The organism is Pelomonas margarita (assembly GCF_043555875.1).
Taxonomy (GTDB): Bacteria; Pseudomonadota; Gammaproteobacteria; order Burkholderiales; family Burkholderiaceae_C; genus Pelomonas; species Pelomonas margarita.
Genome location: NZ_JBIGHW010000005.1, coordinates 301,402 through 327,290 on the forward strand (window position 1 = coordinate 301,402; position 25,889 = coordinate 327,290).

Annotated in this window: 27 protein-coding genes, 2 tRNA genes and 1 pseudogene; 17 read left to right on the forward strand and 13 right to left on the reverse strand. The window is 68.5% G+C overall.

Annotation, left to right across the window (positions count from 1 at the left end):
* The 4 genes from ACG0Z3_RS12145 to ACG0Z3_RS12160 are packed head-to-tail and all read left to right on the forward strand — an operon-like array spanning position 1 to position 3,324.
* Positions 1-1,395, forward strand: coding sequence for an efflux transporter outer membrane subunit (locus tag ACG0Z3_RS12145; RefSeq protein WP_394397749.1), 1,395 nt, complete (start codon positions 1-3; stop codon positions 1,393-1,395).
* A complete protein-coding gene (locus ACG0Z3_RS12150) occupies positions 1,392-2,000 on the forward strand; it encodes a TetR/AcrR family transcriptional regulator (protein WP_394397750.1) in 609 nt (202 codons plus the stop codon). The genes ACG0Z3_RS12145 and ACG0Z3_RS12150 overlap by 4 nt, the downstream gene beginning before the upstream one ends.
* Positions 2,001-2,017: 17 nt before the next feature.
* Positions 2,018-2,833 (forward strand): thymidylate synthase, encoded by an 816-nt coding sequence (locus ACG0Z3_RS12155; RefSeq protein ID WP_394397751.1) that lies wholly within the window; start codon positions 2,018-2,020, stop codon positions 2,831-2,833.
* Complete coding sequence (locus tag ACG0Z3_RS12160; protein WP_394397752.1) at positions 2,830-3,324, forward strand: dihydrofolate reductase; 495 nt, start codon at positions 2,830-2,832, stop codon at positions 3,322-3,324. The genes ACG0Z3_RS12155 and ACG0Z3_RS12160 overlap by 4 nt, the downstream gene beginning before the upstream one ends.
* Positions 3,325-3,443: 119 nt before the next feature.
* On the opposite strand, the gene ACG0Z3_RS12165 is transcribed toward ACG0Z3_RS12160, so the two are convergent.
* From ACG0Z3_RS12165 to ACG0Z3_RS12205, 9 genes are all read right to left on the reverse strand, one after another.
* Positions 3,444-3,620: a hypothetical protein gene (locus tag ACG0Z3_RS12165; protein ID WP_394397753.1), complete on the reverse strand. Its 177-nt coding sequence runs from the start codon at positions 3,618-3,620 to the stop codon at positions 3,444-3,446.
* Positions 3,614-4,669 (reverse strand): type II toxin-antitoxin system HipA family toxin, encoded by a 1,056-nt coding sequence (locus ACG0Z3_RS12170; protein WP_394397754.1) that lies wholly within the window; start codon positions 4,667-4,669, stop codon positions 3,614-3,616. The genes ACG0Z3_RS12165 and ACG0Z3_RS12170 overlap by 7 nt, the downstream gene beginning before the upstream one ends.
* Before the next feature lie 3 nt (positions 4,670-4,672).
* The gene (locus ACG0Z3_RS12175) at positions 4,673-5,014 is read right to left on the reverse strand and encodes a helix-turn-helix domain-containing protein (protein ID WP_394397755.1); all 342 of its coding nucleotides are present in this window, start codon (positions 5,012-5,014) and stop codon (positions 4,673-4,675) included.
* A 228-nt stretch (positions 5,015-5,242) separates the two neighbouring features.
* Positions 5,243-5,740, reverse strand: a complete 498-nt coding sequence (locus tag ACG0Z3_RS12180) for a DUF4124 domain-containing protein (protein WP_474101440.1) — start codon at positions 5,738-5,740, stop codon at positions 5,243-5,245.
* Positions 5,741-5,912: 172 nt separating this feature from the next.
* Positions 5,913-5,987, reverse strand: a tRNA-Val gene (locus ACG0Z3_RS12185).
* 81 nt (positions 5,988-6,068) lie between these two features.
* Positions 6,069-6,143: transfer RNA gene (locus tag ACG0Z3_RS12190), tRNA-Val, on the reverse strand.
* A 31-nt stretch (positions 6,144-6,174) separates the two neighbouring features.
* Complete coding sequence (gene dnaQ, locus ACG0Z3_RS12195; RefSeq protein WP_394397757.1) at positions 6,175-6,903, reverse strand: DNA polymerase III subunit epsilon; 729 nt, start codon at positions 6,901-6,903, stop codon at positions 6,175-6,177.
* 7 nt (positions 6,904-6,910) lie between these two features.
* Entirely contained in the window at positions 6,911-7,720 is an 810-nt protein-coding gene (gene lgt, locus ACG0Z3_RS12200) for a prolipoprotein diacylglyceryl transferase (RefSeq protein WP_394397758.1), read from the reverse strand.
* A 58-nt stretch (positions 7,721-7,778) separates the two neighbouring features.
* Entirely contained in the window at positions 7,779-8,039 is a 261-nt protein-coding gene (locus ACG0Z3_RS12205) for a TIGR04438 family Trp-rich protein (protein ID WP_394397759.1), read from the reverse strand.
* Between the two features lie 63 nt (positions 8,040-8,102).
* Between ACG0Z3_RS12205 and ACG0Z3_RS12210 the strand changes: the two genes are divergently transcribed.
* Positions 8,103-8,396, forward strand: coding sequence for a c-type cytochrome (locus tag ACG0Z3_RS12210; RefSeq protein ID WP_394397760.1), 294 nt, complete (start codon positions 8,103-8,105; stop codon positions 8,394-8,396).
* 171 nt (positions 8,397-8,567) lie between these two features.
* On the opposite strand, the gene acs is transcribed toward ACG0Z3_RS12210, so the two are convergent.
* A complete protein-coding gene (acs, locus tag ACG0Z3_RS12215) occupies positions 8,568-10,529 on the reverse strand; it encodes an acetate--CoA ligase (protein WP_394397761.1) in 1,962 nt (653 codons plus the stop codon).
* 118 nt (positions 10,530-10,647) lie between these two features.
* Here acs and ACG0Z3_RS12220 point away from each other — a divergent pair, with 118 nt between their 5' ends.
* The 3 genes from ACG0Z3_RS12220 (at position 10,648) to ahr (ending at position 14,060) form a co-directional block, all read left to right on the forward strand.
* A complete protein-coding gene (locus ACG0Z3_RS12220) occupies positions 10,648-11,238 on the forward strand; it encodes a TIGR00645 family protein (protein WP_394397762.1) in 591 nt (196 codons plus the stop codon).
* 156 nt (positions 11,239-11,394) lie between these two features.
* The gene (locus ACG0Z3_RS12225; RefSeq protein WP_394397763.1) at positions 11,395-12,933 is read left to right on the forward strand and encodes a fumarate hydratase; all 1,539 of its coding nucleotides are present in this window, start codon (positions 11,395-11,397) and stop codon (positions 12,931-12,933) included.
* 110 nt (positions 12,934-13,043) lie between these two features.
* Positions 13,044-14,060: an NADPH-dependent aldehyde reductase Ahr gene (gene ahr, locus ACG0Z3_RS12230; RefSeq protein ID WP_394397764.1), complete on the forward strand. Its 1,017-nt coding sequence runs from the start codon at positions 13,044-13,046 to the stop codon at positions 14,058-14,060.
* Here ahr and ACG0Z3_RS12235 read toward each other — a convergent pair.
* Together ACG0Z3_RS12235 and ACG0Z3_RS12240 are read right to left on the reverse strand one after the other, a co-directional pair.
* Complete coding sequence (locus tag ACG0Z3_RS12235; RefSeq protein WP_394397765.1) at positions 14,027-15,310, reverse strand: mechanosensitive ion channel family protein; 1,284 nt, start codon at positions 15,308-15,310, stop codon at positions 14,027-14,029. The genes ahr and ACG0Z3_RS12235 overlap by 34 nt on opposite strands.
* A gap of 72 nt (positions 15,311-15,382) precedes the next feature.
* Positions 15,383-16,318 carry a histone deacetylase family protein gene (locus ACG0Z3_RS12240; RefSeq protein ID WP_394397766.1) on the reverse strand — a complete coding sequence of 312 codons (936 nt, stop codon included), beginning with the start codon at positions 16,316-16,318 and terminating at the stop codon, positions 15,383-15,385.
* Positions 16,319-16,349: 31 nt separating this feature from the next.
* On the opposite strand from ACG0Z3_RS12240, the gene ACG0Z3_RS12245 reads away from it, so the two are divergent.
* Positions 16,350-17,282 carry an AAA family ATPase gene (locus ACG0Z3_RS12245; protein ID WP_394397767.1) on the forward strand — a complete coding sequence of 311 codons (933 nt, stop codon included), beginning with the start codon at positions 16,350-16,352 and terminating at the stop codon, positions 17,280-17,282.
* Positions 17,283-17,310: 28 nt separating this feature from the next.
* Here the strand turns inward: ACG0Z3_RS12245 and ACG0Z3_RS12250 are convergent.
* Positions 17,311-17,886 (reverse strand): annotated as a pseudogene (locus tag ACG0Z3_RS12250) (M13-type metalloendopeptidase); the annotation flags it as partial.
* Positions 17,887-18,364: 478 nt separating this feature from the next.
* Here ACG0Z3_RS12250 and ACG0Z3_RS12255 point away from each other — a divergent pair.
* The 8 genes from ACG0Z3_RS12255 (at position 18,365) to ACG0Z3_RS12290 (ending at position 25,887) form a co-directional block, all read left to right on the forward strand.
* The gene (locus ACG0Z3_RS12255; RefSeq protein ID WP_394397768.1) at positions 18,365-18,574 is read left to right on the forward strand and encodes a hypothetical protein; all 210 of its coding nucleotides are present in this window, start codon (positions 18,365-18,367) and stop codon (positions 18,572-18,574) included.
* A gap of 40 nt (positions 18,575-18,614) precedes the next feature.
* Positions 18,615-19,247, forward strand: coding sequence for a PEP-CTERM sorting domain-containing protein (locus tag ACG0Z3_RS12260; RefSeq protein WP_394397769.1), 633 nt, complete (start codon positions 18,615-18,617; stop codon positions 19,245-19,247).
* A gap of 312 nt (positions 19,248-19,559) precedes the next feature.
* Entirely contained in the window at positions 19,560-19,697 is a 138-nt protein-coding gene (locus tag ACG0Z3_RS12265; RefSeq protein WP_394397770.1) for a hypothetical protein, read from the forward strand.
* Between the two features lie 326 nt (positions 19,698-20,023).
* Positions 20,024-21,007, forward strand: coding sequence for a DUF58 domain-containing protein (locus ACG0Z3_RS12270; protein WP_394397771.1), 984 nt, complete (start codon positions 20,024-20,026; stop codon positions 21,005-21,007).
* Positions 21,004-23,022 (forward strand): transglutaminase TgpA family protein, encoded by a 2,019-nt coding sequence (locus tag ACG0Z3_RS12275; protein ID WP_394397772.1) that lies wholly within the window; start codon positions 21,004-21,006, stop codon positions 23,020-23,022. The genes ACG0Z3_RS12270 and ACG0Z3_RS12275 overlap by 4 nt, the downstream gene beginning before the upstream one ends.
* Positions 23,023-23,085: 63 nt before the next feature.
* Positions 23,086-24,132: a hypothetical protein gene (locus tag ACG0Z3_RS12280; RefSeq protein ID WP_394397773.1), complete on the forward strand. Its 1,047-nt coding sequence runs from the start codon at positions 23,086-23,088 to the stop codon at positions 24,130-24,132.
* A gap of 31 nt (positions 24,133-24,163) precedes the next feature.
* Positions 24,164-24,790, forward strand: a complete 627-nt coding sequence (locus tag ACG0Z3_RS12285; RefSeq protein ID WP_394397774.1) for a LysE family translocator — start codon at positions 24,164-24,166, stop codon at positions 24,788-24,790.
* Between the two features lie 80 nt (positions 24,791-24,870).
* Positions 24,871-25,887, forward strand: a complete 1,017-nt coding sequence (locus ACG0Z3_RS12290; protein WP_394397775.1) for a hypothetical protein — start codon at positions 24,871-24,873, stop codon at positions 25,885-25,887.
* The last annotated feature ends 2 nt before the right edge of the window (positions 25,888-25,889 follow it).

Consider the following 25,889-nt stretch of genomic DNA (forward strand, 5'->3'; position numbering starts at 1 on the left):
ATGACCAAGTTCCTGACCATCCTCGCCGCGAGCCTCGCGCTGGCCGGCTGCGCCAGCATGGCGCCCACGTATGAGCGCCCTGCCGCCCCGGTGGCGACGCAATGGCCGGTGCCCCAGGGCAGCGCCACGCAAGCCAAGGCCGCCGACCTCGGCTGGCGCGAGTTCTTCACTGACGCGCGGCTGCAAGCCCTGATCGAACAGGCGCTCGCGAACAACCGCGACCTGCGCGTGGCGGTGCTGAACGTGCAGCGCGCCCAGGCGCAATACGGCGTGCAGCAGGCCGACCGCCTGCCCAGCGTCAACGCCGCCGCGGCTCAATCGGCCACGCGCTCGCCCGGCGGCAGCATCAGCCGCCAGTACACCGCCACGCTGGGCGTCAGTGCCTGGGAGCTGGACCTGTTCGGCCGCGTGAAGAGCCTCAACGACGCGGCGCTGCAGCAATACCTCGCCACCGACGACGCCCGCCGCAGCGCGCAACTCAGCCTCGTCGCCGAAGTGGCGGGCGCCTACCTGACGCTGGCCGCCGACCAGGAGAAGCTGCGTCTGGCCGAGCAGACGCTGCTGTCCCGCCAGGACGGCCTGCGCCTCACGCAGCGGCTGCAGGCGGCCGGCGTGGCCTCTGCGCTGGACCTGCGCCAGGCCGAGATCGCTGCCGAGACGGCGCAGACCGACCTCGCCGGGCTGACCACCCAGGTCGCGCAGGACCGCAATGCGCTGGCGCTGCTGGTGGGCCAGCCGCTGACGCCCGAGCAACTGCCCATGGCCGGCACCGCCACGGCCGTCACGCAGACCGCCGAGCTGGCCGCCGGCCTGCCCAGCGAGGTGCTGCTGGCCCGCCCCGACGTGCAGCAGGCCGAGCGCACGCTGCAGGCGGCCAACGCCAACATCGGCGCGGCACGCGCGGCCTTCTTCCCGCGCATCAGCCTCACGGCCAGCGCCGGCAGCGCCAGCGGCGAGCTGGACGGCCTGTTCCGCTCGGGCTCAGGCCTGTGGACCTTCATGCCGCAGGTGTCGCTGCCCATCTTCGACGCCGGCCGCAACCAGGCCAACCTGAGCATCGCCCAGGTGGACCGCGACATCGCGCTGGCGCAGTACGAAAAGGCCATCCAGGCGGCCTTCCGCGACGTGGCCGATGCGCTCGCCGCACGCGCCACACTGGGCCAGCAGATCGCGTCGCAGCAGCGGCTCGTGGCGCAGACGCAGGACGCGCTGCGGCTGGCCGAGGCGCGCTTCCGCCAGGGCCTGGACGACCGCCTCGCCACGCTGGACGCCCAGCGCTCGCTGTACGCCGCCGAGCAAGGCCTGATCAGCAGCCGGCTGGCGCAGCAGGTCAACCGCGTGACGCTGTACAAGGTGCTGGCCGGCGGCCAGGCCGGCACACAATCCAGCTCGTGACTGTCACCACCACTCCCTCCGACCGCACGCTGGCCCGACGCCAGCAAGTGCTGGACGCCGCGGCCGACTGTTTTCGCCGCCGCGGCTTCCACGCCGCCAGCATGGCCGAGATCGCCAAGACGGCGGGCATGAGCCCGGGCCACATCTACAACCTGTTCGAGAACAAGGACGACATCATTGCGGCCATCGTCGAGCGGGACTGCGAGGACGTGCTGGCCCGCATCGCCGAGTTCCGCCAGGCCGGTGACCTGCTGGAGACGCTGCTGGCCGGCACCGAAGAGGCCATCGACGAGCACAGCCAGGTGGCCGAGGCCGCACTGCAGCTGGAGGTGCTGGCCGAAGCCAGCCGCAACCCCAAGCTCGCGGCCGTCGTGCAGCAGAGCCAGGCGCTGGTGAACGCAAAGGCCCAGGAGCTGATCCGCCAAAGCCTGGGCGAGCAGGCGGACCGCCTTCCCGCCGGCGAGATCCAGGGCCGCGCGCTGATGCTGGGCGCGCTGTTCAACGGGCTGACCGCGCTGAGCGTGCGCGATCCGGCGATGTCGCAGCGCGTGCCGGCCATGGCGCCGGTCATGCGGCGCGTGCTGCAGGTGCTGCTGGCACCGTAGCGGAGACAATGCGGGGCATGAGCACCCTGCCCCGCCCTCCGCAGCAATACGAAGATTTCATGCGCCATGTGTTCGAGCATGGCGTGCGCAAGAGCGACCGCACTGGCACTGGCACCCGCAGCGTGTTTGGCCACCAGATGCGCTTCGACCTCGCCCAGGGCTTTCCGCTGGTGACGACGAAGAAGGTGCACCTGAAGTCCATCATCCTGGAGCTGCTGTGGTTCCTGCGCGGCGACAGCAACGTCCAATGGCTGCAGGAACGCGGCGTGACGATCTGGAACGAATGGGCGCGCGAGGACGGCGACCTCGGCCCCGTGTATGGCGTGCAATGGCGCAACTGGCCCACACCCGACGGCGGCCACATCGACCAGATTGCCGAGGTCGTGCAGACGCTCAAGAGCAACCCCGACAGCCGCCGCATTATCGTCAGCGCGTGGAACGTGGCCGACCTGTCCAAGATGGCCCTGATGCCCTGCCACGCGTTCTTCCAGTTCTACGTGGCGGACGGGAAGCTGAGCTGCCAGCTCTACCAGCGCTCGGCCGACATCTTTCTCGGCGTGCCGTTCAACATCGCGTCCTACGCGCTGCTGACCATGATGCTGGCCCAGCAATGCGACCTGGCACTCGGCGACTTCATCTGGACCGGCGGCGACTGCCACATCTACGACAACCACGTGGAGCAGGTGCAGACACAACTCGCCCGCGAGCCGCGCGCCTACCCATTGATGACGATCACGCGCCGCCCGGCGTCCATCTTCGACTACGCCTTCGAAGACTTCGAGCTCAGCGGCTACGACCCGCATCCGGCCATCAAGGCGCCGGTGGCGGTATGAGCACGATCACGCTGGTTGCCGCCGTCGCCCGCGACGGTGCCATCGGCCGCGACAACGCGCTGCTGTGGCATCTGCCGGAAGACCTGGCGCGCTTTCGGGCGCTGACCACCGGCAAGCCGGTCATCATGGGCCGCAAGACCTGGGACTCACTACCGGCCAAGTTCCGCCCCCTGCCCGGCCGGCGCAACCTGGTTGTCAGCCGCTCGGCGAGCGCACTGCCCGGTGCCGAGGTATTCGCCAGCCTGGACGCGGCGCTGACCGCCTGCACGGAGCCCGAGATCTGCGTGATCGGCGGCAGCGAGATCTATGCGCTGGCGCTGCCCCACGCCCACCGGCTGGCGCTGACCGAGGTGGACGCAGCGTTTCCCGACGCCGACCGGCACTTCCCGGCCTGGCCGCGCCAACACTTCACCACGGCAAGCCGCGAGGCGCACACGGGCGCCAACGGCCTGAGGTTCGAGTTCGTCGACTACGTGCGCTGCGCGGGCTGAGTCGCGGCCGCCCCTGCGGCGCCAGAAACGACAAACCTGGCGCAAGGCCGGGTTGATGATGCCAACGCCAATCATGGCCCCTTGGGGGTGTCTGCACGCCCGTGCGATGGATGCAGCGCTCAGGCCATGCGCTGCTGGTTCGCTTGGATGGCCGCACACAGGGTCTTGACCGTCATGGGCCGAATCGCATGACGCTTCGCGCGCGTGGCAACAGTTTGCGCCACGGCCAAAGCCCGGTCCACGACGGCCTGCGCGACATCAACGTCGACGCCACCTTGCTTCGCCAGCTTTAGCATGTGGTTGCGCGTGATGTGGCAGCCCTCTCCACAGCCTCCATCTGGTGTTCACCGCCCGGCCCTTCGTTGAAGGTCAAGTCGTAGGCCGGCGCGAGCCGCCAGCTGCGGTCCCGCCCCAGCCGGTAGGAGAAGTTTTTGGCATGGTCGTCGCGGTTATTGAAGACCACGTTGAACACCGCGCGCTCATAGGCCTTGTCCACCTCGACCTGACTGCGGGTGATGAAGCGCGTGGCACGCAGGAAGGTGAGGTAGTCCACCGAGGAAGGCAAGCGGAAGTTGGTATGCATGAGCCCGGCAAGGGTGTGTACGGGAACGCGCATCCCGTCTTCCACGTCGAAGCGCCGGATCCCGAAGGCCGCGAGCTTCTTGTCCAGGTCGAAGTAGCGGGTGGTCGGCATGTTCAGTCCTGACGCGCCAGCGAGCTCCGCATAAAGCACCTCGATGGCGCAGGCCTCCTTGTGCTCGTCCTGAGCCTGGAACTTCACCAGCCATGCTTCTGAGCCCTCGAACGGGACGGTGCTCATGAAGCCGGTGGCGGGGTTGTAGTGCACCAGGACTTTGGGGCGAGCGCCGTGAGGCGAACCACCCATCACCGCCAGCCTGCGCAGCGCGTCACTGTCCTTGTCCGAGATGATGACCCTGGCTTGCTGCGCCAACTCCAGCAACTGCACGTCCGCGGCTGGCAGATCCATGTTCTCTGCCGGCTCGAAGTACAGCGCTCCGATCGCCCGGCCGTTGATGAACGCCAGCCGGTCCAACGGCGACACGCTGGCGGGGTTGCGACCGTGCTGGCGAAACAGTCGGTCCATCAGCAGCAGCCCCCAGCCATCGGGCAGCGCATCCGCCACGAGCCCGGGCAGGCGCATCTGGTGGGCGGAGAAGTCGCCGTACGCCGACGCGCGCAGGGCCAGATGGCGGGGAGACAGTTCCAGTCCCTGCCGCAGCGCTTCGGCGGAGTATTCGAAGAGCAGGTGCTGCCCATCATCGGCCAGCGTGCCCAACAGCCATCGCTCACCCCAGCCCTCGTAGTAGACGAAAAGCTTCTTCATGGGTCAGGCCTTGGAGGTTGCTGCGCCCGTGCCCGTACCTTTGGGCTTGCGGGGCGCCCGCTGGCGCTGCGCGCGCTGGGCTTGTTCCATCTGTGCAATCGAGCGCACCTCCAGCACGAACGCTTGCTGCAGGTGCTGGGTCAGGCCCAGTGCCTGCACCACACGAATGAGCGAGGTCACGGTGCTCTGGCCACTCTTCTCCAGCGCCTTGACCGTGCCCGCGGAAACGCCAGCACGCAGCGCCAACTCAGACTGTTGAACCCCCTGGGCCAGCCGAGCCGCCTTCAGACGGCCGGCCAGTTCCTGAGCGATTTCGTCGGCCGTTGCGAAGCTGAAGTCCAGCATGCTGTCTCTTAACTGATGAAATCCGTGTTTAATGCATAGAAATCTATCCTTTAGAACAACAAAAATCAAGGCATCGACAGGCAATAAGGGGCAGCGATCTATCCTTTAAAACGACAGAAATCATTTAATGGATAGAAAGCTGACCACAAAATCGCAACCAACCACGCCAGCATGGCGTGCGTCAGTCTTTGCGAGCAGCTGATGCAGCCCGGCGGGCGCTCACGGGAACTACTTGCCCGCGGCCTGTTTTGCTGCGACCAAGCTGGTGTTGAGTTGTCGAAGTCGCTCTAGGTCGATGTCGTTCAGCGCCTTGTACTTCGCGGCGACCGCTTGCATTTCCGCGCTGATCGACTGCTCATAGGTCGCGTCCGCAAGGTTGTTGTTTGCGAACTGCTTGCGGTTGCGCAGGTCCACTAGCTCGCGATCCATTGCACCGCTTCGGCCGGCAATGCTTGATTCGGCGGCGCGTATCTCCTGTTCGAGCTCTCGGACACGCCGGTCAGCTTCCATCTGCTTCACGATGCGCGGTTCTCCGGTCACAACATCCCGGAGTGTTGTGATGCCATCGCTCGGGCGATTGGATGCCGCATCGGGCGGTGGCGTTTTCAGCACTAGCGCTTGCTGCTTCCCGCCGGCGGCACAGGGCATCTGCTGGAAGCTGGCCTTTCCATCGGCGCCTGTGCACTTGAACTGCGCCATGACCACGGTCGGCGCAAAGAGCAGCACCGCTGCGAAATGGCGCAGGTGACTGCCCCCACAGCACCGTACAGAGCGATGCCGACTAGGGCGAGCAGCTACAGCGCGCGGTGGTTCGGGCAAGCAGTGCAGCGCCTGCCATGAAGCCCAGAATGGGGCCGGAAACGACAAACCCGGCGCAAGGCCGGGTTTGGTGGGTGTTTGGTGGGCGGTGAGGGTTTCGAACCCCCGACCCCGACAGTGTGAATGTCGTGCTCTACCCCTGAGCTAACCGCCCGATTTTTTACAGGGATCGGACCCTGTTTTTCCCAGAAACCAGCGCGTTGTCAGGACCCATCAGGCGCTTGAGGCCTGAAGTTGGTGGGCGGTGCAGGGTTCGAACCTGCGACCCCTGCCGTGTGAAGGCAGTGCTCTACCGCTGAGCTAACCGCCCGACAACGCTTCCGTTTGCGGGAAGCCCACGATTATGCCACGGTTTCTGAAGGTTCAAACGCTCGCCACTTGCAGCTGCCACCTGCCGCCTTGTCCAGGTCAGTCAGCATCTTGGTGTGCGCCGCCAACTCGGCCTCGTCGGCACGCAGCACCGGCAGCTCGAAACGGCTGAGATCGACGACTTCGACGGCCGCCTCGGACTCGCCGGACGACGCATCGCCGTGGTCGTCCATCAGCAGCGCGTCCTGCCCGCGCGTCAAGCGGATGTAGACATCGGCCAGCAGCTCCGCGTCCAGCAGCGCGCCGTGCAGCACGCGCTTGGTGTTGTCGACCTCCAGCCGGCGACACAGTGCGTCCAGCGAGTTGGCCTTGCCGGGGAACTGGTCGCGCGCCATGAGCAGCGTGTCGCGCACGCTGGCCACGTGATCGGTCAGCACGCCGCGCTTGAGCCGCTTGAGCTCGGCGTTGACGAAGCCAATGTCGAAGGGCGCGTTGTGGATGACGAGTTCGGCACCCGCCAGGAACTCAAGCAGCCGGTCCACGATCTCGGCGAACTTGGGCTTGTCGGACAGGAACTGCTCGGTCAGCCCGTGCACGCGCAACGCGTCTTCATGGCTGGCGCGCTCGGGGTTGATGTAGAGGTGCAGGTTGTTGCCGGTCAACTGCCGGTTCACCATCTCCACGCAACCGATCTCGATGATGCGGTCGCCCTTGTCGGCCTCCAGGCCGGTGGTTTCGGTGTCGAAGAAGATCTGTCTCATGAGCAGCTCAGGCGGAACGCAGGTTGCGCCGGGTAGCCCAGAGGAAGATGGCCAGGCCGGTCAGGATCATGGGCAGACTGAGCCACTGGCCCTGGCTCCAGTTCAGCGCGCGCAAGCCCAGGAAATCGTCCGGCTCGCGGAAGTACTCGGCCACGAAGCGCAGCGTGCCGTAGCCCATCATGAAGACGCCGGAGATCTGGCCCGTGGCGCGTGGCTTGCGGGCGTACAGCCACAAGATCACGAACAGCAGCAGCCCCTCGCCCATGGCCTGGTAGAGCTGTGAAGGATGGCGCGCAATGCCGCCGTCAGCCGCCTGCGGGAACATCATGGCCCACGGCAGATCGGCCGGTGCCGGACGGCCCCAGAGTTCGCCATTGATGAAGTTGCCCAGGCGCACGGCCATGATGCCGGTGGGCACGCAGGGCGCGATCAAGTCAGCGACCTCGAAGAACCCGCGCCCACGCCGCCGCCCGAACCACCACAGCGCCAGCAACACGCCGAGCAGGCCGCCATGGAAGGCCATGCCGCCCTTCCAGACGGCGAACACTTCGGCCAGGTTGTGCAGGTAGTAGTCGGGCTTGTAGAGGAAGCAGTAGCCCAGCCGCCCCCCGAGCACCACGCCCAACACGCCATAGAACAGCACGTCGTCCACATCGCGACGCGTCCAGCCGACGGCGGCATGCTGGGGCTGGCCCACGCGCTTGCCGGCCAGCCACAGGAACAGGCCGAAGGCGATCAGGTAGGTGATGCCGTACCAGTGCACGGCCAACGGGCCGAGACGGAGGGCGATGGGGTCGAACTGGGGGTGGACCAGCATGAGCTCGGCAAGAAAAAGAGGCGGCCGGCATCATAGCCAGCGCCCCGGCGCGCGCCCTTCAGCGGCGCTTCTTGTTGCCCGGCCGGGCCTGTCCCAGGCCCTCCATCAACTGCTCGCGCCGCTCGGCCTTCTTGGCGTCCAGTGCCTGCATGGCCTTCTTCTGCGTCAGGCCGGTGCTGTCGGCGAACCACCACCACAGCACCGCCAGCGGAAACGGTGACAGCACCCACACCCAGGCCCAGAACTCGTCCTTGTGAAACTGCACAAAACCGCCGACCTTGAGCACGATCAAGAGCACGCCGATCAATACGAACGCCATGCGGCATCTCCTTCAGGTATCTTTACGGCCACTGTAGTTCACGCTTCCTTTAGAAAGGTTCTCATGAAAGCCCTGGTTCTCGGCCTCGCCCTGATCGCCCCCGCCGCCTTCGCCAGCCAAGAACTGGCGCAAAAGAAGAACTGCATGGCCTGCCATGCGACGGACAAGAAGCTGGTGGGCCCGTCCTACAAGGACGTTGCCGCCAAGTACGCCAAGGAGAAGGACGCCTACAAGAAGCTGGCCGAGAAGATCCAGAAGGGCGGCTCCGGCGTGTGGGGCGCCATGCCCATGCCGCCCAATGCCGTGACGCCGGCCGAGGCCGAAACGCTCGCCAAGTGGGTGCTGACGGTCAAGTGACCGGCCCTGCCGCCCCCGCGAGGCGGCACGACACGACAGGCCCTGCGGGGCCTGTTTGTTTTTTTGTCGATGCGTTGCCGCTCAGGCCTGACGCGACCCAAAAAACAACAAGGCCGCCGGGCACTCGCCCGGCGGCCTGCGAACGAAACGCGCCGATCAGGCCTGCACGAATCAGTACGCCTGACCCAACTGCTCAAGGATCGCAGGATTTTCCAGCGTGGACGTGTCCTGCGTGACGGACTCGCCCTTGGCCACCGAGCGCAGCAGCCGGCGCATGATCTTGCCGGAACGCGTCTTGGGCAGGTTGTCGCCGAAGCGGATGTCCTTGGGCTTGGCGATCGGGCCGATCTCCTTGGCGACATGGTCGCGCAGCTGCTTGGCGATGGCCTTGGCCTCGTCGCCGCTGGGGCGCGGGCGCTTGAGGACGACGAAGGCGCAGATGGCCTCGCCAGTCGTGTCGTCGGGGCGGCCGACGACGGCGGCCTCGGCCACCAGCTCCGTGCAGCTGACCAGCGCCGACTCGATCTCCATCGTGCCCATGCGGTGGCCCGACACGTTCAGCACGTCGTCGATGCGGCCGGTGATCGTGAAGTAGCCCGTCTCGGCATCGCGGATGGCGCCGTCGCCGGCCAGGTAGTAGCCCTTGAGCTCGGACGGGTAGTAGCTCTTCTTGAAGCGCTCGGGGTCACCCCAGATGGTGCGGATCATCGACGGCCACGGCTTCTTGACGACCAGGATGCCGCCCTGACCGTTGGGAACGTCGTTGCCGGTCTCGTCGACGATGGCCGTCGTGATGCCCGGGAAGGGCAGCGTGCAGGAGCCGGGCACCAGCGTCGTCACGCCGGGCAGCGGCGTGATCATGTGGCCGCCGGTCTCGGTCTGCCAGAAGGTGTCGACGATGGGGCAGCGGCCGCCGCCCACGTGCTGGTGGTACCACTCCCAGGCAGCTGGGTTGATGGGCTCGCCCACCGAGCCCAGCAGGCGCAGGCTGCTCAGGTCGTACTTCTTCGGGTGGACCGCTTCGTTGCTCTCGGCCGCCTTGATCAACGAGCGGATCGCCGTCGGTGCCGTGTAGAAGATGGTGACCTTGTGCTTCTGGATCATCTGCCAGAAGCGGCCGGCGTCGGGATAGGTGGGCACGCCCTCGAAGACGATCTCGGTGCCGCCCAGCGCGAGCGGGCCGTAGGTGATGTAGGTGTGGCCGGTGACCCAGCCGATGTCTGCCGTGCACCAGAAGATGTCGTCGTCCTTCAGGTCGAAGGTCCACTTGGTCGTCAGCGCCGCGTGCAGCAGGTAGCCACCGGTGCTGTGCTGCACGCCCTTGGGCTTGCCGGTGGAGCCGGACGTGTAGAGCAGGAACAGCGGATGCTCGGATTCGACCCACTCGGGCGCGCAGCTCGTCGGCTGCGCCGCGGTCAGCTCGTGCAGCCACAGGTCGCGGCCCTCGACCCAGCCGATCTTGCCGCCGGTGCGCTGGTAGACGATGACATCCTTCAGCGTCGGGCAGCTGTTGTCAGCCAGCGCCTCGTCGACGATGGCCTTCAGCGGCAACGCCTTGCCACCGCGCTGCTGCTCGTCAGCGCAGATCAGCGCCACGGCGCCAGCATCCTGCACGCGGTCGCGCAGGCTCTGGGCCGAGAAGCCACCGAATACGACCGAGTGCGTCGCGCCGATGCGGGCGCAAGCCTGCATGGCCACGACGCCTTCGACCGACATCGGCATGTAGATGACGACACGGTCGCCCTTCTGGATGCCGCGCGCCTTCAGCGCGTTGGCGAGCTGGCTGGTCCTGGCCAGCAACTCGGCATAGGTGACGCGGGTGACGGTGCCGTCGTCCGCCTCGAAGATCAGCGCCGTCTTGTCGCCCTTGCCGGCTTCGACGTGGCGGTCCAGACAGTTGTAAGAGACGTTCAGCTTGCCGTCCTCGAACCACTTGAAGAACGGGGCGTCGCTGTCGTTCAGCGTCTTCGTGAACGGCGTCTGCCAGCTCAGCAGCTCGCGGGCCAGGCGGGCCCAGTAGCCGGCGTAGTCCTTCTCGGCCTCGGCCACCAGCGCCGCGTACCCGGCCTCGCCCTTCACATGGGCGTTGGCCACCCACTCGGGGCTGGGGGCGTAGGTGTTCAGCGTGCTCATCGTCTGTCTCCTGGAGTTGCTTGGCGCGGACTGTGCTTTGGGCGTCTGACGATGTGCTGACGGCGTGACGTCATTCACGCCACCTAGAATTTCGTTTGATTTCGCTCAAGCTCCCGCCATGTCCACCCCTCCCCCGATGCGCCCCCTGCCCCGCCTGATCTTCGCCAGCCGCTGGCTGCAGCTGCCGCTGTACCTCGGCCTCATCCTCGCTCAGGCGGTCTACGTGTTCCAGTTCTGGACCGAGCTGGTGCACCTGATCGAGGCCGCCTTTGGCAACCAGGCCGCGCTGGAGATGCTGGTCAAGAGCATCGGCTACAAGGGCGACGGCCTGCCCGGCAAGCTCAACGAGACCATCCTGATGCTGGTGGTACTGGGCCTGATCGACGTGGTGATGATCAGCAACCTGCTGATCATGGTCATCGTGGGCGGCTACGAGACCTTCGTGTCCCGCATGGACCTGGACGGTCACCCCGACCAGCCGGAATGGCTGAGCCACGTGAACGCCTCGGTGCTGAAGGTCAAGCTGGCCACCGCCATCATCGGCATCAGCTCCATCCACCTGCTCAAGACCTTCATCAACGCCAGCAACTACACCGAGCAGACGCTGATGTGGCAGACGCTGATCCACGTCGCCTTCCTGCTGTCGGCCATGGCCATCGCCTACACCGACCGCCTGCTGGCCCACAACGACAGCGCCGGCAAGCACTGATCCCGGGCCTGGCGGCTCTGTCGCCAGGCGCCATCAACGCGAGCCCCTGTCAGCGCCATGTCGGATGCGCGCTGCAGCATGGGCGTCCCGCCGCGCGCGCCGTCTTTCAGCGCCGCCGATAATTCCGCGCAACCCTCACACCGCTCCAGGCTCGCCATGACCACGATCCGCCAGCAAGACCTCATCGACAGCGTTGCTGCCGCCCTGCAGTACATCAGCTACTACCACCCGGCCGACTACATCGCCCACCTCGCCCGCGCCTACGAGAGCGAGCAGAGCCCGGCGGCCAAGGACGCGATCGCGCAGATCCTGACCAACAGCCGCATGTGCGCCGAAGGCAAGCGGCCCATCTGCCAGGACACCGGCATCGTCAACGTGTTCCTGAAGATCGGCATGGATGTGCGCTGGGAAGGCTTCAGCGGCAGCATCGAGGACGCCATCAACGAGGGCGTACGCCAGGGCTACAACAACCCCGACAACAAGCTGCGCGCGTCCGTGCTGGACGATCCCATCTTTGCCCGCAAGAACACCAAGGACAACACGCCCGCCGTCGTGCAGATGGAAGTCGTGCCCGGCAACACGGTGGACGTCATCGTCGCGGCCAAGGGCGGCGGCTCCGAGAACAAGAGCAAGGTCTACATGCTCAACCCCAGCGATGACATCGTCGACTGGGTGCTGAAGACCGTGCCCACCATGGGCGCCGGCTGGTGCCCGCCGGGCATGCTGGGCATCGGCGTCGGCGGCACGGCCGAGAAGGCCGCGCTGCTCGCCAAGCAGGCGCTGATGGAAGACATCGACATGTACGAGCTGCTGCAGCGCGGCCCGCAGAACAAGCTCGAGGAGATGCGCATCGAGCTGTACGAGAAGGTCAACGCGCTGGGCATCGGCGCGCAAGGCCTGGGCGGCCTGACGACAGTTCTCGACGTGAAGATCAAGACCTTCCCGACGCATGCTGCCAGCAAGCCCATCGCCATGATCCCGAACTGCGCGGCCACCCGCCACGCGCACTTCGTGCTGGACGGCAGCGGCCCCAGCTATCTGGACGCCCCCAGCCTGGACCTGTGGCCCGATGTGCACTGGGCGCCTGACTACAACAAGAGCAAGCGCGTCGACCTGAACGCACTGACGCCGGCCGAGGTGGCCAGCTGGACGCCTGGCCAGACCCTGCTGCTGAACGGCAAGATGCTGACCGGCCGCGATGCCGCGCACAAGCGCATCCAGGACATGCTGGCCAAGGGCGAGAAGTTGCCGGTGGACTTCACGAACCGCGTCATCTACTACGTGGGCCCGGTCGACCCGGTGCGTGACGAAGTCGTCGGCCCGGCCGGCCCGACGACGGCCACGCGCATGGACAAGTTCACCGACATGATGCTCAGCCAGACTGGCCTCATCGCGATGGTGGGCAAGGCCGAGCGCGGCCCGGTTGCCATCGAGTCCATCAAGAACCACAAGAGCGCCTACCTGATGGCCGTGGGCGGCAGCGCCTATCTCGTCAGCAAGGCCATCAAGGGCGCCCAGGTCGTCGGCTTCGCCGACCTCGGCATGGAGGCCATCTACGAGTTCGACGTGGTGGACATGCCCGTCACCGTGGCCGTGGACGCCACCGGCACCAGCGCCCACATCACCGGCCCGGCCGAGTGGAAGCAGCGCATCGCGGCGGGCAAGCCCGTGGCCATCCCGGTCAACGCCGTCTGAGCGCCGGGGCCACCGGCCCCGCCTCCTCTCTGCGCCGCGGTGTCGCCAACGCGCACCCGCGCGGTGCCGGCTTGCTGAAGAATGCGGGGCTCTCGTCGAGGAGCCCCGTCATGACCCACATCCGCGCGTACGCCGCCCACACCGCTGGCGGCCCCCTGCAGCCGTTCGACTTCGACCCCGGCCCGCTGGGTGACGAGGACGTCGAGATCACCGTCGAGCACTGCGGCATCTGCCACTCCGACCTCGCGATGATCGACAGCGAGTGGTTCCCGGCCAGCTATCCCGTCGTGCCCGGCCACGAGGTCGTCGGCCGCATCACCGCACTGGGCCCGCACGCCAAGGGCCGGCAACTGGGCCAGCGCGTGGGCGTGGGCTGGCACACCGGCAGCTGCACGCACTGCAACTTCTGCCTTGGCGGCGAGCAGCACCTGTGCGGCCAGCGCCAGCCCACGCTGATCGGCCGACACGGCGGCTTTGCCGACCGGCTCCGCGCGCACTGGTCCTGGGCCATCCCCATCCCCGACGCGCTGGACCCCGCCGCTGTCGGCCCGCTGATGTGCGGTGGCGGCACGGTCTTCCTGCCCTTCGTGCTGCACGCCGTGAAGCCGACCGACCGCGTGGGCGTCGTCGGCATCGGCGGGCTGGGCCACCTGGCCGTCAAGTTCGCGCGCGCCTGGGGCTGCGAAGTCACGGCGTTCACGTCGTCCGCCAGCAAGCGCGACGAGGCGCTGGCGCTGGGCGCGCACAAGACGGTCTCCAGCGTCGACAAGGCCGAGCTCAAGGCCGCCGCCGGCAGCCTGGACTTCCTGCTCATCACGGTCGGCGCCGCGCTGAACTGGGACGCGCTGATCGGCACGCTGGCGCCCAAGGGCCGCATGCACCTGGTGGGCGTGGTCACGGAGGCGCTGAGCCTGCGCAGTGGCGGCCTGCTGAGCTGGCAAAAGGGCCTGTCCGCCTCGCCCACACCGCCGCCCTCGGTGCTGGCGACGATGCTGGACTTCGCCGCGCGGCACCAGGTGCTGCCGCAGGTCGAGCGCTTCCCGATGAGCCGCGTCAACGACGCGATCGACCACCTGCGCAGCGGCCGCGCACGCTACCGCGTGGTGCTGGACTCCGACTTCAGCTGACGCTGCACCTGCTGCGGGTAGGGAATCTCCACGCCCAGCTCACCCAGCGTGCGCAGAATGGCGAGGTTGACGTCGGAGCGCACGCCGCCGGCCCCGTTCTCGGGGTCGGCAATCCAGAAGAACGCCGTCAGCTCCAGGCCGCTGTCGGCGAAGCGGCTGAGTTGCACCGCAGGCCTTGGCTCGACCAACACGCGTGGCACGGCGGCCACGGCCTTCGCCAGCGCGGCGATGACGGCCTCCACATCGCAGCCGTAGTCCACCTGCACGACGGTGGACAGCAGCACGCGCGGGTCGGCCAGCGAGGAGTTCTCCACCCGCTGCGTGATCAGCATCTCGTTGGGCACGATGGCTTCCTTGCCACCCAGCGAGCGGATCACGGTGTAGCGCGTCTTGATGTCGGTCACCCGGCCCTCGAAGTTGTCCACCTTGACCATGTCGCCGATGCGCAAGCTCCGCTCGGCCAGGATGACGAAGCCGCTCACGTAGTTGGCCGCCAGCTTCTGCAGGCCGAAGCCCAGGCCCACGCCCAAGGCGCCACCCAGCACGCCCAAGGCCGTCAGGTCGATGCCCGCGGCCGACAGCGCAAACAGCAGGCCCACGAACAGCAGCAGCGCGCGGATGGCGCTGGCAGCGATCTTGCGCATGGACAGGTCCATGGACTCGCGCTGCAGCAGCCGAGACTCGATGGCCGCTGAGATCCACAGCGCCACCACCAGCACCAGCGCCGCTGTGAGCCCGCCCTCGATGAGGTTGCGCAGCGTCAGTCGCACGGTGCCGAACTTCCAGCCGATGTCGTCCAGCTCGTCCAGGATGATGGGCAACAGGCCGGTGATCCACAGCACCGCGCCCAGCCACATCAGCCAGGAGCCGATGCGCTCGACCAGACGGATGGGCGCCGAGTCGGGCCAGGCCGCCCGCAGCACGCGGGCGATGACGCGGATGACGGCCAGCGACACCAGTACCGGCAGCGCCAGCTTGAACAGCGCCGGCGCCAGCTCCCACAGCGGCATCAGGCGGCGTGCGCCGAAGGCCAGCGCCAGCGCCAGCAGCGGGAACAGCGCGCCGTCGATGACGCGGTCGCCGAACAGCACGCTGTGGTCACGGCGCGTGACAGCGCGCGACAGCGCCCAGCTGACCAGCCCGGCCACTGCCAGGCAGCCCAGCAGCAGCGCCCATTCGGCCAGCGCCTCGGCGCTGAACACGCGGCCCAGCAAGGCCTGCAGTTCGTTCAGGCTCAGCGGTTGATGCATTGAATTCATGTCAAGACGCGGGCCGAACAGTGCGGCCGCGAAGGTCGGAAAAGAAGATCAGGGAAGGATGGCTCAGAGATCGGCCAACACCCGCAGGTGCACGCCCACGCTGCGCGCCAGCGCGCCGAGGTCGTAGCCACCCTCCAGCACCGAGACGATGCGGCCCTTGGCATGGCGGGCGGCCACGTCCTTGAGCTTGAGCGTGATCCACTCGTAGTCGGCCTCCACCAACCCCAGTTGCCCCAGTTCGTCGTCGCGGTGGGCGTCGAAGCCGGCCGAGATGAAGATCATCTGCGGCTTGAAGCGCTCCAGCGCCGGCAGCCACATGGCCTCGATCATCTCCCGCACCTCGGCCCCCCGTGTGTAGGCCGGCACCGGCACATTGACCATGTTCGTGCCCTTGGGGACAGCGCCGCTGTACGGGTACAGCGGGTGCTGGAACAGGCTGACCATCAGCACGCGGTCATCGCCCGCGACGATGTCCTCGGTGCCATTGCCGTGGTGCACGTCGAAGTCCACGATGGCCACGCGCTGCAGGCCGCGGTCGTCCAACGCGTGGCGCGCCGCGACGGCCACGTTGTTGAAGAAGCAAAAGCCCATGCTCTGGTCGCGCGTGGCGTGGTGGCCGGGCGGGCGCACGGCGCAGAAGGCGTTGTCAGCCTGGCCGTCGATGACGAGGTCGGTGGCCTGCACCGCCGCGCCGGCCGCCATCTGCACGGCCGCCCAGGTGTGGGCATTGGCCGAAGTGTCAGGGTCCACCGCGCAGCGCTCGCCGCGCTCGGCACAACCACGCAGCAGCTCGCCGATCTCGGCCACATAGCCATGCGTGTGCGCGCGCTCCACGGCCTTCAGGTCCACCGGCCGGGTGTCCACATGCACCAGTGCCGGCGCCACGCCGGACGCGATCAGCCAGTCATCGATGGCGGCCAGCCGCTCGGGGCATTCGGGGTGGCCGTCGCCCATGTCGTGGCGACGGCATTCGGGGGGATTGAAGTACGCAGTGGGCATGGGCCGGAGTCTCTTGATATGGTCTGGGCCCATGACGCAAGCACGAACCTTGGCAACGCAACTGCAGGCGCTGCAAAACCAGATTAGCACGGTCATCAAGGGCAAACCCGCACAGATCGCCGATGCCCTGGCCTGCCTGATGGCCGGTGGCCACCTGCTCATCGAGGACCTGCCCGGCGTCGGCAAGACGACACTGGCCCACGCGTTGGCCATCTCGCTGGGCCTGCAGTTCTCGCGGCTGCAGTTCACGGCCGACCTGCTGCCCAGCGACCTGCTCGGCGTCAGCGTCTATGAGCGCGAGAAGAACGGCTTCGTCTTCCACCCCGGCCCGGTGTTCGCGCAGGTGCTGCTGGCCGACGAGATCAACCGCGCCGGCCCCAAGACGCAGAGCGCGCTGCTGGAGGCGATGGAGGAACACCAGGTCAGCGTGGAAGGCGTGAGCCACCCGCTGCCCCAGCCCTTCTTCGTCATCGCGACGCAGAACCCCAGCGAGCAGCTGGGCACCTTCCCGCTGCCGGAGTCGCAGCTGGACCGCTTCCTGATGTGCATTTCGCTGGGCTACCCCGACGCCGCCGCCGAGCGCGAGCTGCTGATGGGTGGCGACAGCCGCGAGCAGCTCAAGACGCTGCAGCCCGTGATGACACCGGCGGAGCTGATCCAGGTGCAGGCCATGGTCAAGACCATCCACGCCGCCCCGTCGCTGCTGGACTACCTGCAGGCGCTGATCGCCGCGACCCGCTCGGGCCAGTGGTTCGTCGAAGGCCTGTCGCCGCGCGCGGGCCTGGCCTTGCTGCGCGCCGCACGGGCGCGGGCGCTGCTGCTGGGGCGGGACTACGTGTCGCCCGACGACATCCAGGCCATCCTGCCGCAGACCATCGCCCACCGGCTGCAGCCCCGCGCCGGCGCGGGGCGCGGCGCGCGCGAGCAGGTGCGGGCCATGGTGGAGGCCATCCCGTTGCCTTGACGACGCGGAACAGCCCGTCGGGCCGTGCCTACCAGATGCGCACGCGCTGCTCCGGCGGCAGGTAGAGCTTGTCGCCCGGCTTCACGTCAAAGGCGCGGTACCACTCGTCGAGGTTGCGCAGCGGCCCGTTGACGCGGAAGGTCGGCGGCGAATGCGGCCCGACCTTGAGCTGGTTGAGCATGGCCTCGTCGCGGTACTTGGACTTCCAGACCTGTGCCCAGGCGAGGAAGAAACGCTGGTCGCCGGTCAGTCCGTCGATCACCGGCGCTTCCTTGCCATTCAGGCTCAGGCGGTAGGCCGTGTAGGCCACGGACAGGCCGCCGAGGTCGCCGAGGTCGCCGATGTTCTCGCCCAGCGCCAGCTGGCCGTTGACGCATTGGTTGGGCAGCGGGCAATAGCCGTTGTATTGCGCCACGAGGGCCTTGGTGCGGGCCTCGAAGCGCGCGCGGTCTTCGTCGGTCCACCAGTTGCGCTGGATGCCGGCGGCGTCCGACTTGGAGCCCTGGTCATCGAAGCCATGCCCCATCTCGTGGCCAATCACGCTGCCGATGGCGCCGTAGTTCACGGCCGGGTCGGCGTTGAGGTCGAAGAAGGGCGGCTGCAGTTCCTCGACGATGGCGCGGGTCTGCTCCTCAGCGCGACCGGACAGCGCGTTGAACGAGCCGTAGCGGGTCTCGTAACATAGCTGTCCGACCACGCGCCGTTGGCGTAACGGTCGAAGTCATCGCCCGGCTTCATTGAGGTGTCGCGGTTGGCCAGTTCGACGCCGAAGCTGCCGAGCTGCGGCTTGCTGCCGGCAGCCAGCGAGGGCGCGGCGCCGACGCTGAAGGCAAGGCTCAAAGCGACGGTGAGCGTGGAGGGGATGTGCTTCATCGGTGAATCACAAAGTGAATGTTGGTAATTCAGGCTGGCGCAAAACAGACGCTGGCGAGACGTGCCGGAGGTCTCGGCGCTGAGGGGCCTGGGCGAGTACAAGCCCGCACCCGCCAGCGGCTGAACAGAAGGGCTTGCTGCCGCGCCGCGTCGGCTTTCCGGATGCGCATGTGCTTGACGCGGTGGGCGGGGGGGGACGGATGGGATTTATGTTCGTGCCCCCCATTTCCGGCACGTCGCTGTTCGCGGCCGCTGCGGTCTGCCTGGTGGCCGCCGTGCTGGTCATGCGGCTGCGGTCTTCCGCCACAAGCGGTCTGGGCCTGCGTGCGGGCTGTCGGATTGCTTTACATCGCGGCGACGAGCCCGCTGTGCCATCTTGGCAACGCGTTGATTCCACGGGTGATTTTCCTGTGGCATGACTGTTGCACCGGTGCTGCGGATCACAACCCAATGACCGCCATGGAACTCAAGCTCAACCGGATCGCTGCAGCGGGTGCACTGCTGCTGGGCATTGCATCGCAAACCGCATTTGCCGGTGTTGTCTTCATCAACTTTGACGGCGCCGGCGCCGTCGCAGGCGCTGCCATTGGCAGCTTCTACAGCGCACAGGGCGTCACGTTCACGAACGCACAGTGGAATCTGCGGAACGGCGACTTCGGCAGCTCATCGCCCTTCATCGCGATCGGCATCACCAGCTCGTTCAACCCCAAAGCGAATTCGCCGATCGTGATGACGTTCTCGAGCGCGATCTCCAGCTTCTCCCTGGACGCGATCAACGCCGGCTCGCTGGGCGCCCGCATCGATGCCTACGACGCGGAAATCGGCGGAAACCTGATTGCGACCGACGACTTCTTCGGCGTCGGGGCTGGCGGCACCGTCGACATGCTCAGCCTGACCGGCAGCAACATCCGTCGCATTGCCTTCTACCAGCCCAACGCCGGGCAGTCCGAAGGTGTCGGTTTCGACAACATCACGTTCAATGTGAGCCCGGCGGGCACGGTGCCTGAGCCGGCATCGTGGGCGCTGGCCGGCCTGGCGCTCGCGGGCTTGGCCGCGACGCGCCGGCGCGTCGCGCAACGCCAGCCCAAGTAAACCCTGGCACCGCGCTCGGGGCACGAGGTTCGCCCGATGCAAGCCTTCCCCCCGCCCGCCATGGGCAGCGATGCGTCCTCCAACGGCCTGAGCCACGCTCAGGCCGTTGTCGTTTCAGGGGCCGTCGGCGCTGATGCGCCACATCAACGGCGTCTACACGCTGGCGATCAACCGGCGGCATGGCAAGGTGGGACATCTGTTCCAGGAGCGCTTCAAGGCGATCCTGGCGGACCGCGAGGCCTACTTGCTGGAGGTGTGCCGGTATGTGGAACTCAACCCGGTGCGGGCCAGCGTGGTGGCCACGCCGGTCGATTGGTCCTGGTCCAGCTACCGGGCGGCTGGCTGGGCAGCGAGGAGCTGTGGAGCTACCTGCTGGGAGTGCCCGCTGACACTGACGCGCAGCGTGTGCAGGCCCAGCAGGCCTACGCGCAACTGGCGGCCGACGGGTAGGGCGTGGCGCTGTGGGCGGAGCACCTGAACCGGCAGATCTATCTCGATGACGACGAGTTTGTCGGGCGCATGCAGGACACCGCATTGCCCACGGCCCCCAGGTGCCCAAGGCGCTATGCAGTTCGACCCACAGCCGGGCCGGCTGGCTGGCACTATGCGACAGCCGCGAGCAGGCCCTGCACCGCGCATTACACCGAGAGTGGGCTGACGATGACGGCGATGGCCGCCGAACTGGGGCTGACGGTGGTGCGGGTCAGCCAGTTGATTGCCAAGGCCGAAAAACAGACCTCGCCCACGGATGGCTCTGAGCAGGCAAGATCCACCTGATGAACCCCCTGCAGTTGGCACGCCGGCGCTGGCAAGCCTGGTGGCAGGCCCGCCAGCCGGCGGCTGATACCCACCACACCACGCAGCGCAACACCTACATCCTGCCCACGCCAGCCGGCTTGGCTTTCTGCGCCACGCTGGGCGTGCTGCTGCTGGCCAGCATCAATGAACAGCTCAGCCTGGGCTACGCGCTGACCTTTGCGCTGACCGGCGCGGGCCTCGCGTCCATGCACACCACGCACGCCAACCTGCGCGGCCTGCAGATGGACCTGCGCGCGCCAGAGGGCGTGCATGCCGGGGACGACTACGCGCTGGAGCTGCGCCTGCACAACCCGGGGCGCGAGCGCTTCGGCATCGCCGTCAGCGCCCAGCTTGACGACGGCGCCAGCGAGCCCGCCTGGGTCGACGTGCCAGCGCGTGGCCACGCCGTACTCCAGCTGCGCCTGCCGTCCCCGCAACGCGGGCTGCGGGTGCTGCCCCGGCTGGTGGTCGCCACGCGCTTCCCGCTGGGCTTCTTTCGTGCCTGGAGCTACTGGCGGCCGGCGGCGCAGGTGTGGGTCTACCCGCGCGCAGAGACACAGCCGCCCGCCTTCCCTGCCCAAGCCGAGGCCGGCTCCGGCGAAGCAGCCTCGACGCGGCAGTCCACGCAGGGCACGGATTTTTCCGGCGTGCGCAGCTACCGCCGCGGCGACTCGCTGAAGCAGATCCTGTGGCGCAAGTCCGCTCTGGCGCTGGACCAGGGCCTGCCGCTGTGGGTACGCGAGACCGAGGCCCCGCTGGCGCGGGACCTGTGGCTGGACTGGCGCGACACTCCAGGCCGCGACGTCGAGGCCAGGCTGTCACGCCTGACGGCCTGGGTGCTGGCCGCCGAGCGCCTGGGCCAGCCCTACGGCCTGCGCTTAGGCAGCCGCGAGATGGCGCCCGCTCTGGGTGCCGCCCACCGCCAGGCCTGCCTGCAACTGCTCGCAGGGTTCAGCGCATGAACGGCCTGCAACGCTGGTGGAGCCGCCTGCCCCGCGACACGCGCGACAGCTTCTTCCTGCTGGCCGTCATCACGGCCGTCATGGCGCCGCACGCCAGCCACCTGCCGTTGTGGGCCACCGGCCTGACCGGCCTGGTGCTGGCCTGGCGCGCCCACATCGCCTGGCGCCAGCGGCCGCTGCCCAGCCGCTGGGCGTTGCTGGCCATCGCGCTGGTGTACGCGGTGCTGACCTGGCTGACCTTTCGCACGCTGGTCGGCCGCGAGGCCGGCATCACACTGCTGACCGTGCTGATGGCGCTCAAGACGCTGGAGCTGCGCGCCCGGCGCGACGCCTTCGTCGTGTTCTTCCTCGGCTTCTTCCTGGTGCTGACGCAGTTCCTGTACTCGCAGTCGCTGCTGACGGCGGCCGGCGCGCTACTGTCGCTGTGGGGGCTGCTGGCGGCGGTGGTGCTGGCGCAGATGCCCACGGGCGTGCCCAGCATCGCCATCGCCGCGCGCCGCGCCGCCAGCACCACGGCGCTGGGCCTGCCGGTGATGGTGCTGCTGTTCGTGCTGTTCCCACGCATCGCGCCGCTATGGGGCGTGCCCACCGAGCAGATCGGCAAGACGGGCCTGAGCAACCAGCTGGAGTTCGGGGCGATGAGCGAGATCGCCAACGACGACAGCATCGCCATGCGCCTGAAGTTCGACGGCGCAGTGCCGCCGCCCGACCAGCGCTACTTCCGCGGCCCGGTGTTGACGCGCTTCGACGGCAAGACCTGGCGCGCTCCCGACACCCGCCCCGCCCAGGGCTGGCTGCGCGGCCGCGACGACCTGCTCACCCAGGGCCCGGCGCTGCGCTACGAGGCGACGCTGGAGCCGCTGCGCATTCCCGTGCTGCCGCTGCTGGAGATGAGCCCCGGCACCGAACTCGCGCTGCCCGACTTGGCCGTGCAGCGCGGACCCGAGCTGCAATGGCTGGCCCCGCGCCCCATCACCGAGCGGCTGCGCTTCACGGCCACGGCCCACATGGGCTGGCGCGCCGGCCAGCAGCTCAACCGGCTGCAATACGCGGCGCTGACCGAGCTGCCGCCCGGCGCCAACCCGCGCACGCTGGCCTGGGCCCTGGCGCTGGCCACGCAGCCGCGCTTCACGGCGCTGCCGCCGGCCGAACGCGCCGAGGCGCTGGCCGCCGCGCTGCTGGCCCATGTGCGCACCGAGGACTTCACCTACACGCTGTCCCCCGGCCGCTACGGCGAACAAACGCCGCATGTCATCGACGAGTTCTGGCTGGACCGCCGGCTGGGCTTCTGCGAGCACTTTGCGTCGGCCTTCGTCGTCCTCATGCGGGCCATGGGCGTGCCGGCGCGCATCGTCACCGGCTTCCAGGGCTGGGACGCCGAACCGCAGGACGGCTACCTCGTCGTGCGCAACGCCAACGCCCACGCCTGGGCCGAGTACTGGGTGCAGGGCAAGGGCTGGCTGCGCAGCGACCCGACCGCCGCCGTGGCGCCCAACCGCGTCACGCAAGGCCTGGCCCTGCAGCCGCAGCCCGGCCTGGTGGGCCAGCTCAACCCCACGCTGTGGCGCGCGCTGCGCAACGGCTGGGAGACGGTCAACAACCGCTGGCAGCAGATGGTGCTGAACTACTCGCGCCAGAACCAGTTCGACCTGCTCAAGCAGCTCGGCTTCGAGCGCCCTGACTGGAGCGCACTCGGCCAGGCGCTGGCCGGCGTCATCTTCCTGACGGCGCTGCTGGGGCTGGCCTGGCTGCGCTGGAGCAGCCGCCCGCACGATGCATGGAGCCGTCAGCGGGCGCGCATCACCGCCCGGCTGGCCGCCTTGGGTGTTGAAGCACCGCCGCACGAAAGCCCGGCCGGGTGGGCCCAGCGGCTGCAGCAAGGCCACGGCCCGGCTGCCCAGGCCGCCTGCGACTGGCTGCTGCAACTGCATGCCGCGCGCTACGGCGAAGGCCGGCCCGCGCCGGCCTGGGCCGACTTCCGGCGTGCGCTGGCGGCGCTGCCGGCGCGACGCTGAGGGCGTGAAAACTCACCGCCCTGCGCGCCTGCGCCGTGGTGTGGGCCCCGACACTCCCGGCCCATGCTCAAGCACACCCCCCCACCACGGCGCGCCATCTCCACGCTGCTGATCGCCCTGGGCCTGGCCGCCGGACCGACCCTGGCCCTGGCCCAGCCCTCGCCCACGCAACTCATCCGTGAGCTCGGAGCCCAGACCCGCGCCGCCGCGGACGGCCGCGTCGACCACGCGCAGGCCGCTGAGGCTGCAGCAGCAGCGCAGGTGCGTGCGCTGGTCGAGCAGAACCCCGGCCACGCCGCGCTGACCGACCCCGACGCGAGCGGCGCCACCCCGTTGATGCAGGCCGCCGTCAACGGCTACGCCGAGGTGGTGGACGCCCTGCTCGCCGACGCCGGTGTTCGGGCCGGCATCGACCGCCTCGACCGCCAGGGCGCCAGTGCCTGGATGCTCAGCCAGTTCGCGCGACCGCTGACGCTGCTGAGCTGCCACCCACAGGCGGCCACGCGCGAGCGGGCGCTGCTGTGGCTGCCGCTTCAGCGGCGCGCGGCTTACTTCGTGCACGGGCAGACCACGGCGTTCGAGCGCATCGGCGCGGCCCTCGTCAAGGCCGGCGCGCGGGCCGACATGGCCGCTGCCAAGGCCGCCTGGCTGGCACGCTGCCCAGGGCACGATGCCGCCACCGCTGCCCGCATCGCGCAGGCCGACAACCTGCTAGTGCCGCTGCTGCGTGACAGCGAGTCCAGGCTGTCAGCCTTCCTGCAGGCCCTGCGGGCCAATGAACTGCCGACGCTGCCGAACACCGCCAGCCCCATCGTGGCGCGCCCGCCCAAGCCCGCCAACCCGGCCGCATCCCCAAAGGCCGGCATGGTCTGCACGAAGATGGCGCGCCCGCAGGTGCCGACCCTCAACTGGCGCGGCGAGGTCACCCTGCACCTCACCGCCGAAGTCCACGCCGGCCTGCCCGCCGTGGCGCAAATCCGCGTCATCGACGGCCGCCTCGATGCACGCACCGAGGCCCTGCTGCACACCATGCTGTTGCAGGCACTGTCGGGTTACGACTGCCCGGGCGACCACCTGTTCGACCAGGAGTTCCGCTTCAAGGTCCAATGAGCGCCGCCGCCAACTGACCACCGACCGTGCCATGCCGGACCTTGCCCAGACCCTCGCCTTCCTCGCCGCCGCCCTGCTGCTCACCGCCTCGCCCGGCCCCGACAACCTCATGGTGCTGAGCCTGGGCATGGCGCGGGGTCGGCGGGCCGGCATGGTGTTCGGCCTGGGCTGCGCCTTGGGCTGCCTGAGCCACACGCTGCTGGCCGTGGTGGGCATCGGGGCGCTGGTGGCCGCGTCGCCATGGGCGCTGCAGGCACTGACCTGGGCCGGCGGTGCCTACCTGATCTGGCTGGGCGTGGGCGCCTGGCGCCATGCCGGCCGCGCGGCGGCGGGCGACGCCGGCCACGACGCCACGCCCCTGCGCCGGCTGTTCACGCAAGGCCTGGTGGCCAATGCCATCAACCCCAAGGTGGCGCTGTTCTTCCTGGCCTTCCTGCCGCAGTTCGTCGTCCCCACGCAGGGGCCGGTGGCCACGCAGCTGGGCCTGCTGGGCCTGCTGTTCACGGCGCAGGCGGCCGTGCTGTTCGGGCTGCTGGGCTGGTTCTCCGGCCACGTGGGCGCCTGGCTGCAGCGCGTGCCCGGCAGTGCCCGCGTGCTGGACCGGCTGGCCGGCACGGTGTTCATCGGGCTGGGCCTGCGGCTGGTGATCAGCCGCTGACGGCCGCCCGGGTAAATTTCACCCGGCCCATGCGCTCGGAGAAACTGCGCCGCGTTGGCCCCTGTGCCCCTGCTGCCGCCATGAAACACGCCGCCCTGTTTGCCCTGAGCCTCGCCCTGACTGCCGCCGCCCATGCCGGCACGGCGCCACGCCTCTTGATCGACCGGCTGGGCCTGCAGACCCGCCAGGCGCTCGCTGCCCCCAGCGCCGACCGCACGCCCCAGGACGTCGAGCGCGAGGTTGCGGGTGAGATCGCGGCGCTGGTCCATGCCAGCCCGGGCCATGTGTCGCTGACGGAGACCGACGCGCACGGCCGCACGCCGCTGATGCTGGCCGTCAGCGGCGGCTACCTGCAGATCGTGCAGGCGCTGCTGACCGATGCCAGCGTGCGCCGGCAGATCAACCAGACTGACCCACGTGGCGAGACGGCGTGGATGCTGGCCCAGTTCGCCCCGGGCATGACGCTGGCGGCCTGCCAGCCCGGCGTGCTGACGCTGGACCGCTACCCGCTGCTGGCGCCCTATCTGCGACGCATGGCGATGCTGATGACGGCGCGCAAGTCCGTCGTCGTGGCCATCGCCCAGGCGCTGGAGGAGGCGGGCGCACAAGCCGTTCCCGAGGCGGCCCGGGCTCGGTGGCTGGCACGCTGCCCTAACAGCACACCTGCGCTGCGTGAAGCACTGGCCACCGACGGCGATCTGCTGAACACCCTCGTCAACGAGGCGCTGGCGCGTCAACTGAGCTTCAACAAGGCCTATGCCGCCGGCCTGGCGAGCATCCCGCAACGGCCGCCGCAGCACATGCGCTTCATCGACGCCGCCGCCACCCCCGCGCAAGCGCGGACACTGCGCTGCCCGCGCATGCCGGCACCGGCGATGCGGGGCGCGCTGGGCTGGGCTGGCAACCTGCGCCTGAAGGCCGTGGCCGCCACACGCGCCGGCGTCGTGGAGGTCGTGGACATCAGCGTGCTGTCCGACGCCCCGCCCGACACCGCCGTCGTGGACCATTTCCGCGGCGCCATCGTGCGGGCGCTGGCCGGCTACCACTGCGAAGGCGACCAGGTCTTCGAACAGGAATTCAGCTTCAGGATCGAATGACA

Bases quoted from the DNA above. Each gene is read 5' to 3' on its own strand.
- ACG0Z3_RS12205 (WP_394397759.1), bottom strand. From the start codon at position 8,039: ATGGCGTTCGTATTGATCGGCGTGCTCTTGATCGTGCTCAAGGTCGGC.
- acs (WP_394397761.1), bottom strand. From the start codon at position 10,529: ATGAGCACGCTGAACACCTACGCCCCCAGCCCCGAGTGGGTGGCCAAC.
- ACG0Z3_RS12170 (WP_394397754.1), bottom strand. From the start codon at position 4,669: ATGAAGAAGCTTTTCGTCTACTACGAGGGCTGGGGTGAGCGATGGCTG.
- dnaQ (WP_394397757.1), bottom strand. From the start codon at position 6,903: ATGAGACAGATCTTCTTCGACACCGAAACCACCGGCCTGGAGGCCGAC.
- ACG0Z3_RS12155 (WP_394397751.1), top strand. From the start codon at position 2,018: ATGAGCACCCTGCCCCGCCCTCCGCAGCAATACGAAGATTTCATGCGC.
- lgt (WP_394397758.1), bottom strand. From the start codon at position 7,720: ATGCTGGTCCACCCCCAGTTCGACCCCATCGCCCTCCGTCTCGGCCCG.
- ACG0Z3_RS12160 (WP_394397752.1), top strand. From the start codon at position 2,830: ATGAGCACGATCACGCTGGTTGCCGCCGTCGCCCGCGACGGTGCCATC.
- ACG0Z3_RS12225 (WP_394397763.1), top strand. From the start codon at position 11,395: ATGACCACGATCCGCCAGCAAGACCTCATCGACAGCGTTGCTGCCGCC.
- ACG0Z3_RS12280 (WP_394397773.1), top strand. From the start codon at position 23,086: ATGCTCAAGCACACCCCCCCACCACGGCGCGCCATCTCCACGCTGCTG.
- ACG0Z3_RS12240 (WP_394397766.1), bottom strand. From the start codon at position 16,318: ATGCCCACTGCGTACTTCAATCCCCCCGAATGCCGTCGCCACGACATG.
- ACG0Z3_RS12245 (WP_394397767.1), top strand. From the start codon at position 16,350: ATGACGCAAGCACGAACCTTGGCAACGCAACTGCAGGCGCTGCAAAAC.
- ACG0Z3_RS12165 (WP_394397753.1), bottom strand. From the start codon at position 3,620: ATGCTAAAGCTGGCGAAGCAAGGTGGCGTCGACGTTGATGTCGCGCAG.
- ACG0Z3_RS12220 (WP_394397762.1), top strand. From the start codon at position 10,648: ATGTCCACCCCTCCCCCGATGCGCCCCCTGCCCCGCCTGATCTTCGCC.
- ahr (WP_394397764.1), top strand. From the start codon at position 13,044: ATGACCCACATCCGCGCGTACGCCGCCCACACCGCTGGCGGCCCCCTG.
- ACG0Z3_RS12235 (WP_394397765.1), bottom strand. From the start codon at position 15,310: ATGCATCAACCGCTGAGCCTGAACGAACTGCAGGCCTTGCTGGGCCGC.
- ACG0Z3_RS12145 (WP_394397749.1), top strand. From the start codon at position 1: ATGACCAAGTTCCTGACCATCCTCGCCGCGAGCCTCGCGCTGGCCGGC.
- ACG0Z3_RS12270 (WP_394397771.1), top strand. From the start codon at position 20,024: ATGAACCCCCTGCAGTTGGCACGCCGGCGCTGGCAAGCCTGGTGGCAG.
- ACG0Z3_RS12275 (WP_394397772.1), top strand. From the start codon at position 21,004: ATGAACGGCCTGCAACGCTGGTGGAGCCGCCTGCCCCGCGACACGCGC.
- ACG0Z3_RS12210 (WP_394397760.1), top strand. From the start codon at position 8,103: ATGAAAGCCCTGGTTCTCGGCCTCGCCCTGATCGCCCCCGCCGCCTTC.
- ACG0Z3_RS12290 (WP_394397775.1), top strand. From the start codon at position 24,871: ATGAAACACGCCGCCCTGTTTGCCCTGAGCCTCGCCCTGACTGCCGCC.
- ACG0Z3_RS12255 (WP_394397768.1), top strand. From the start codon at position 18,365: ATGTTCGTGCCCCCCATTTCCGGCACGTCGCTGTTCGCGGCCGCTGCG.
- ACG0Z3_RS12175 (WP_394397755.1), bottom strand. From the start codon at position 5,014: ATGCTGGACTTCAGCTTCGCAACGGCCGACGAAATCGCTCAGGAACTG.
- ACG0Z3_RS12260 (WP_394397769.1), top strand. From the start codon at position 18,615: ATGGAACTCAAGCTCAACCGGATCGCTGCAGCGGGTGCACTGCTGCTG.
- ACG0Z3_RS12285 (WP_394397774.1), top strand. From the start codon at position 24,164: ATGCCGGACCTTGCCCAGACCCTCGCCTTCCTCGCCGCCGCCCTGCTG.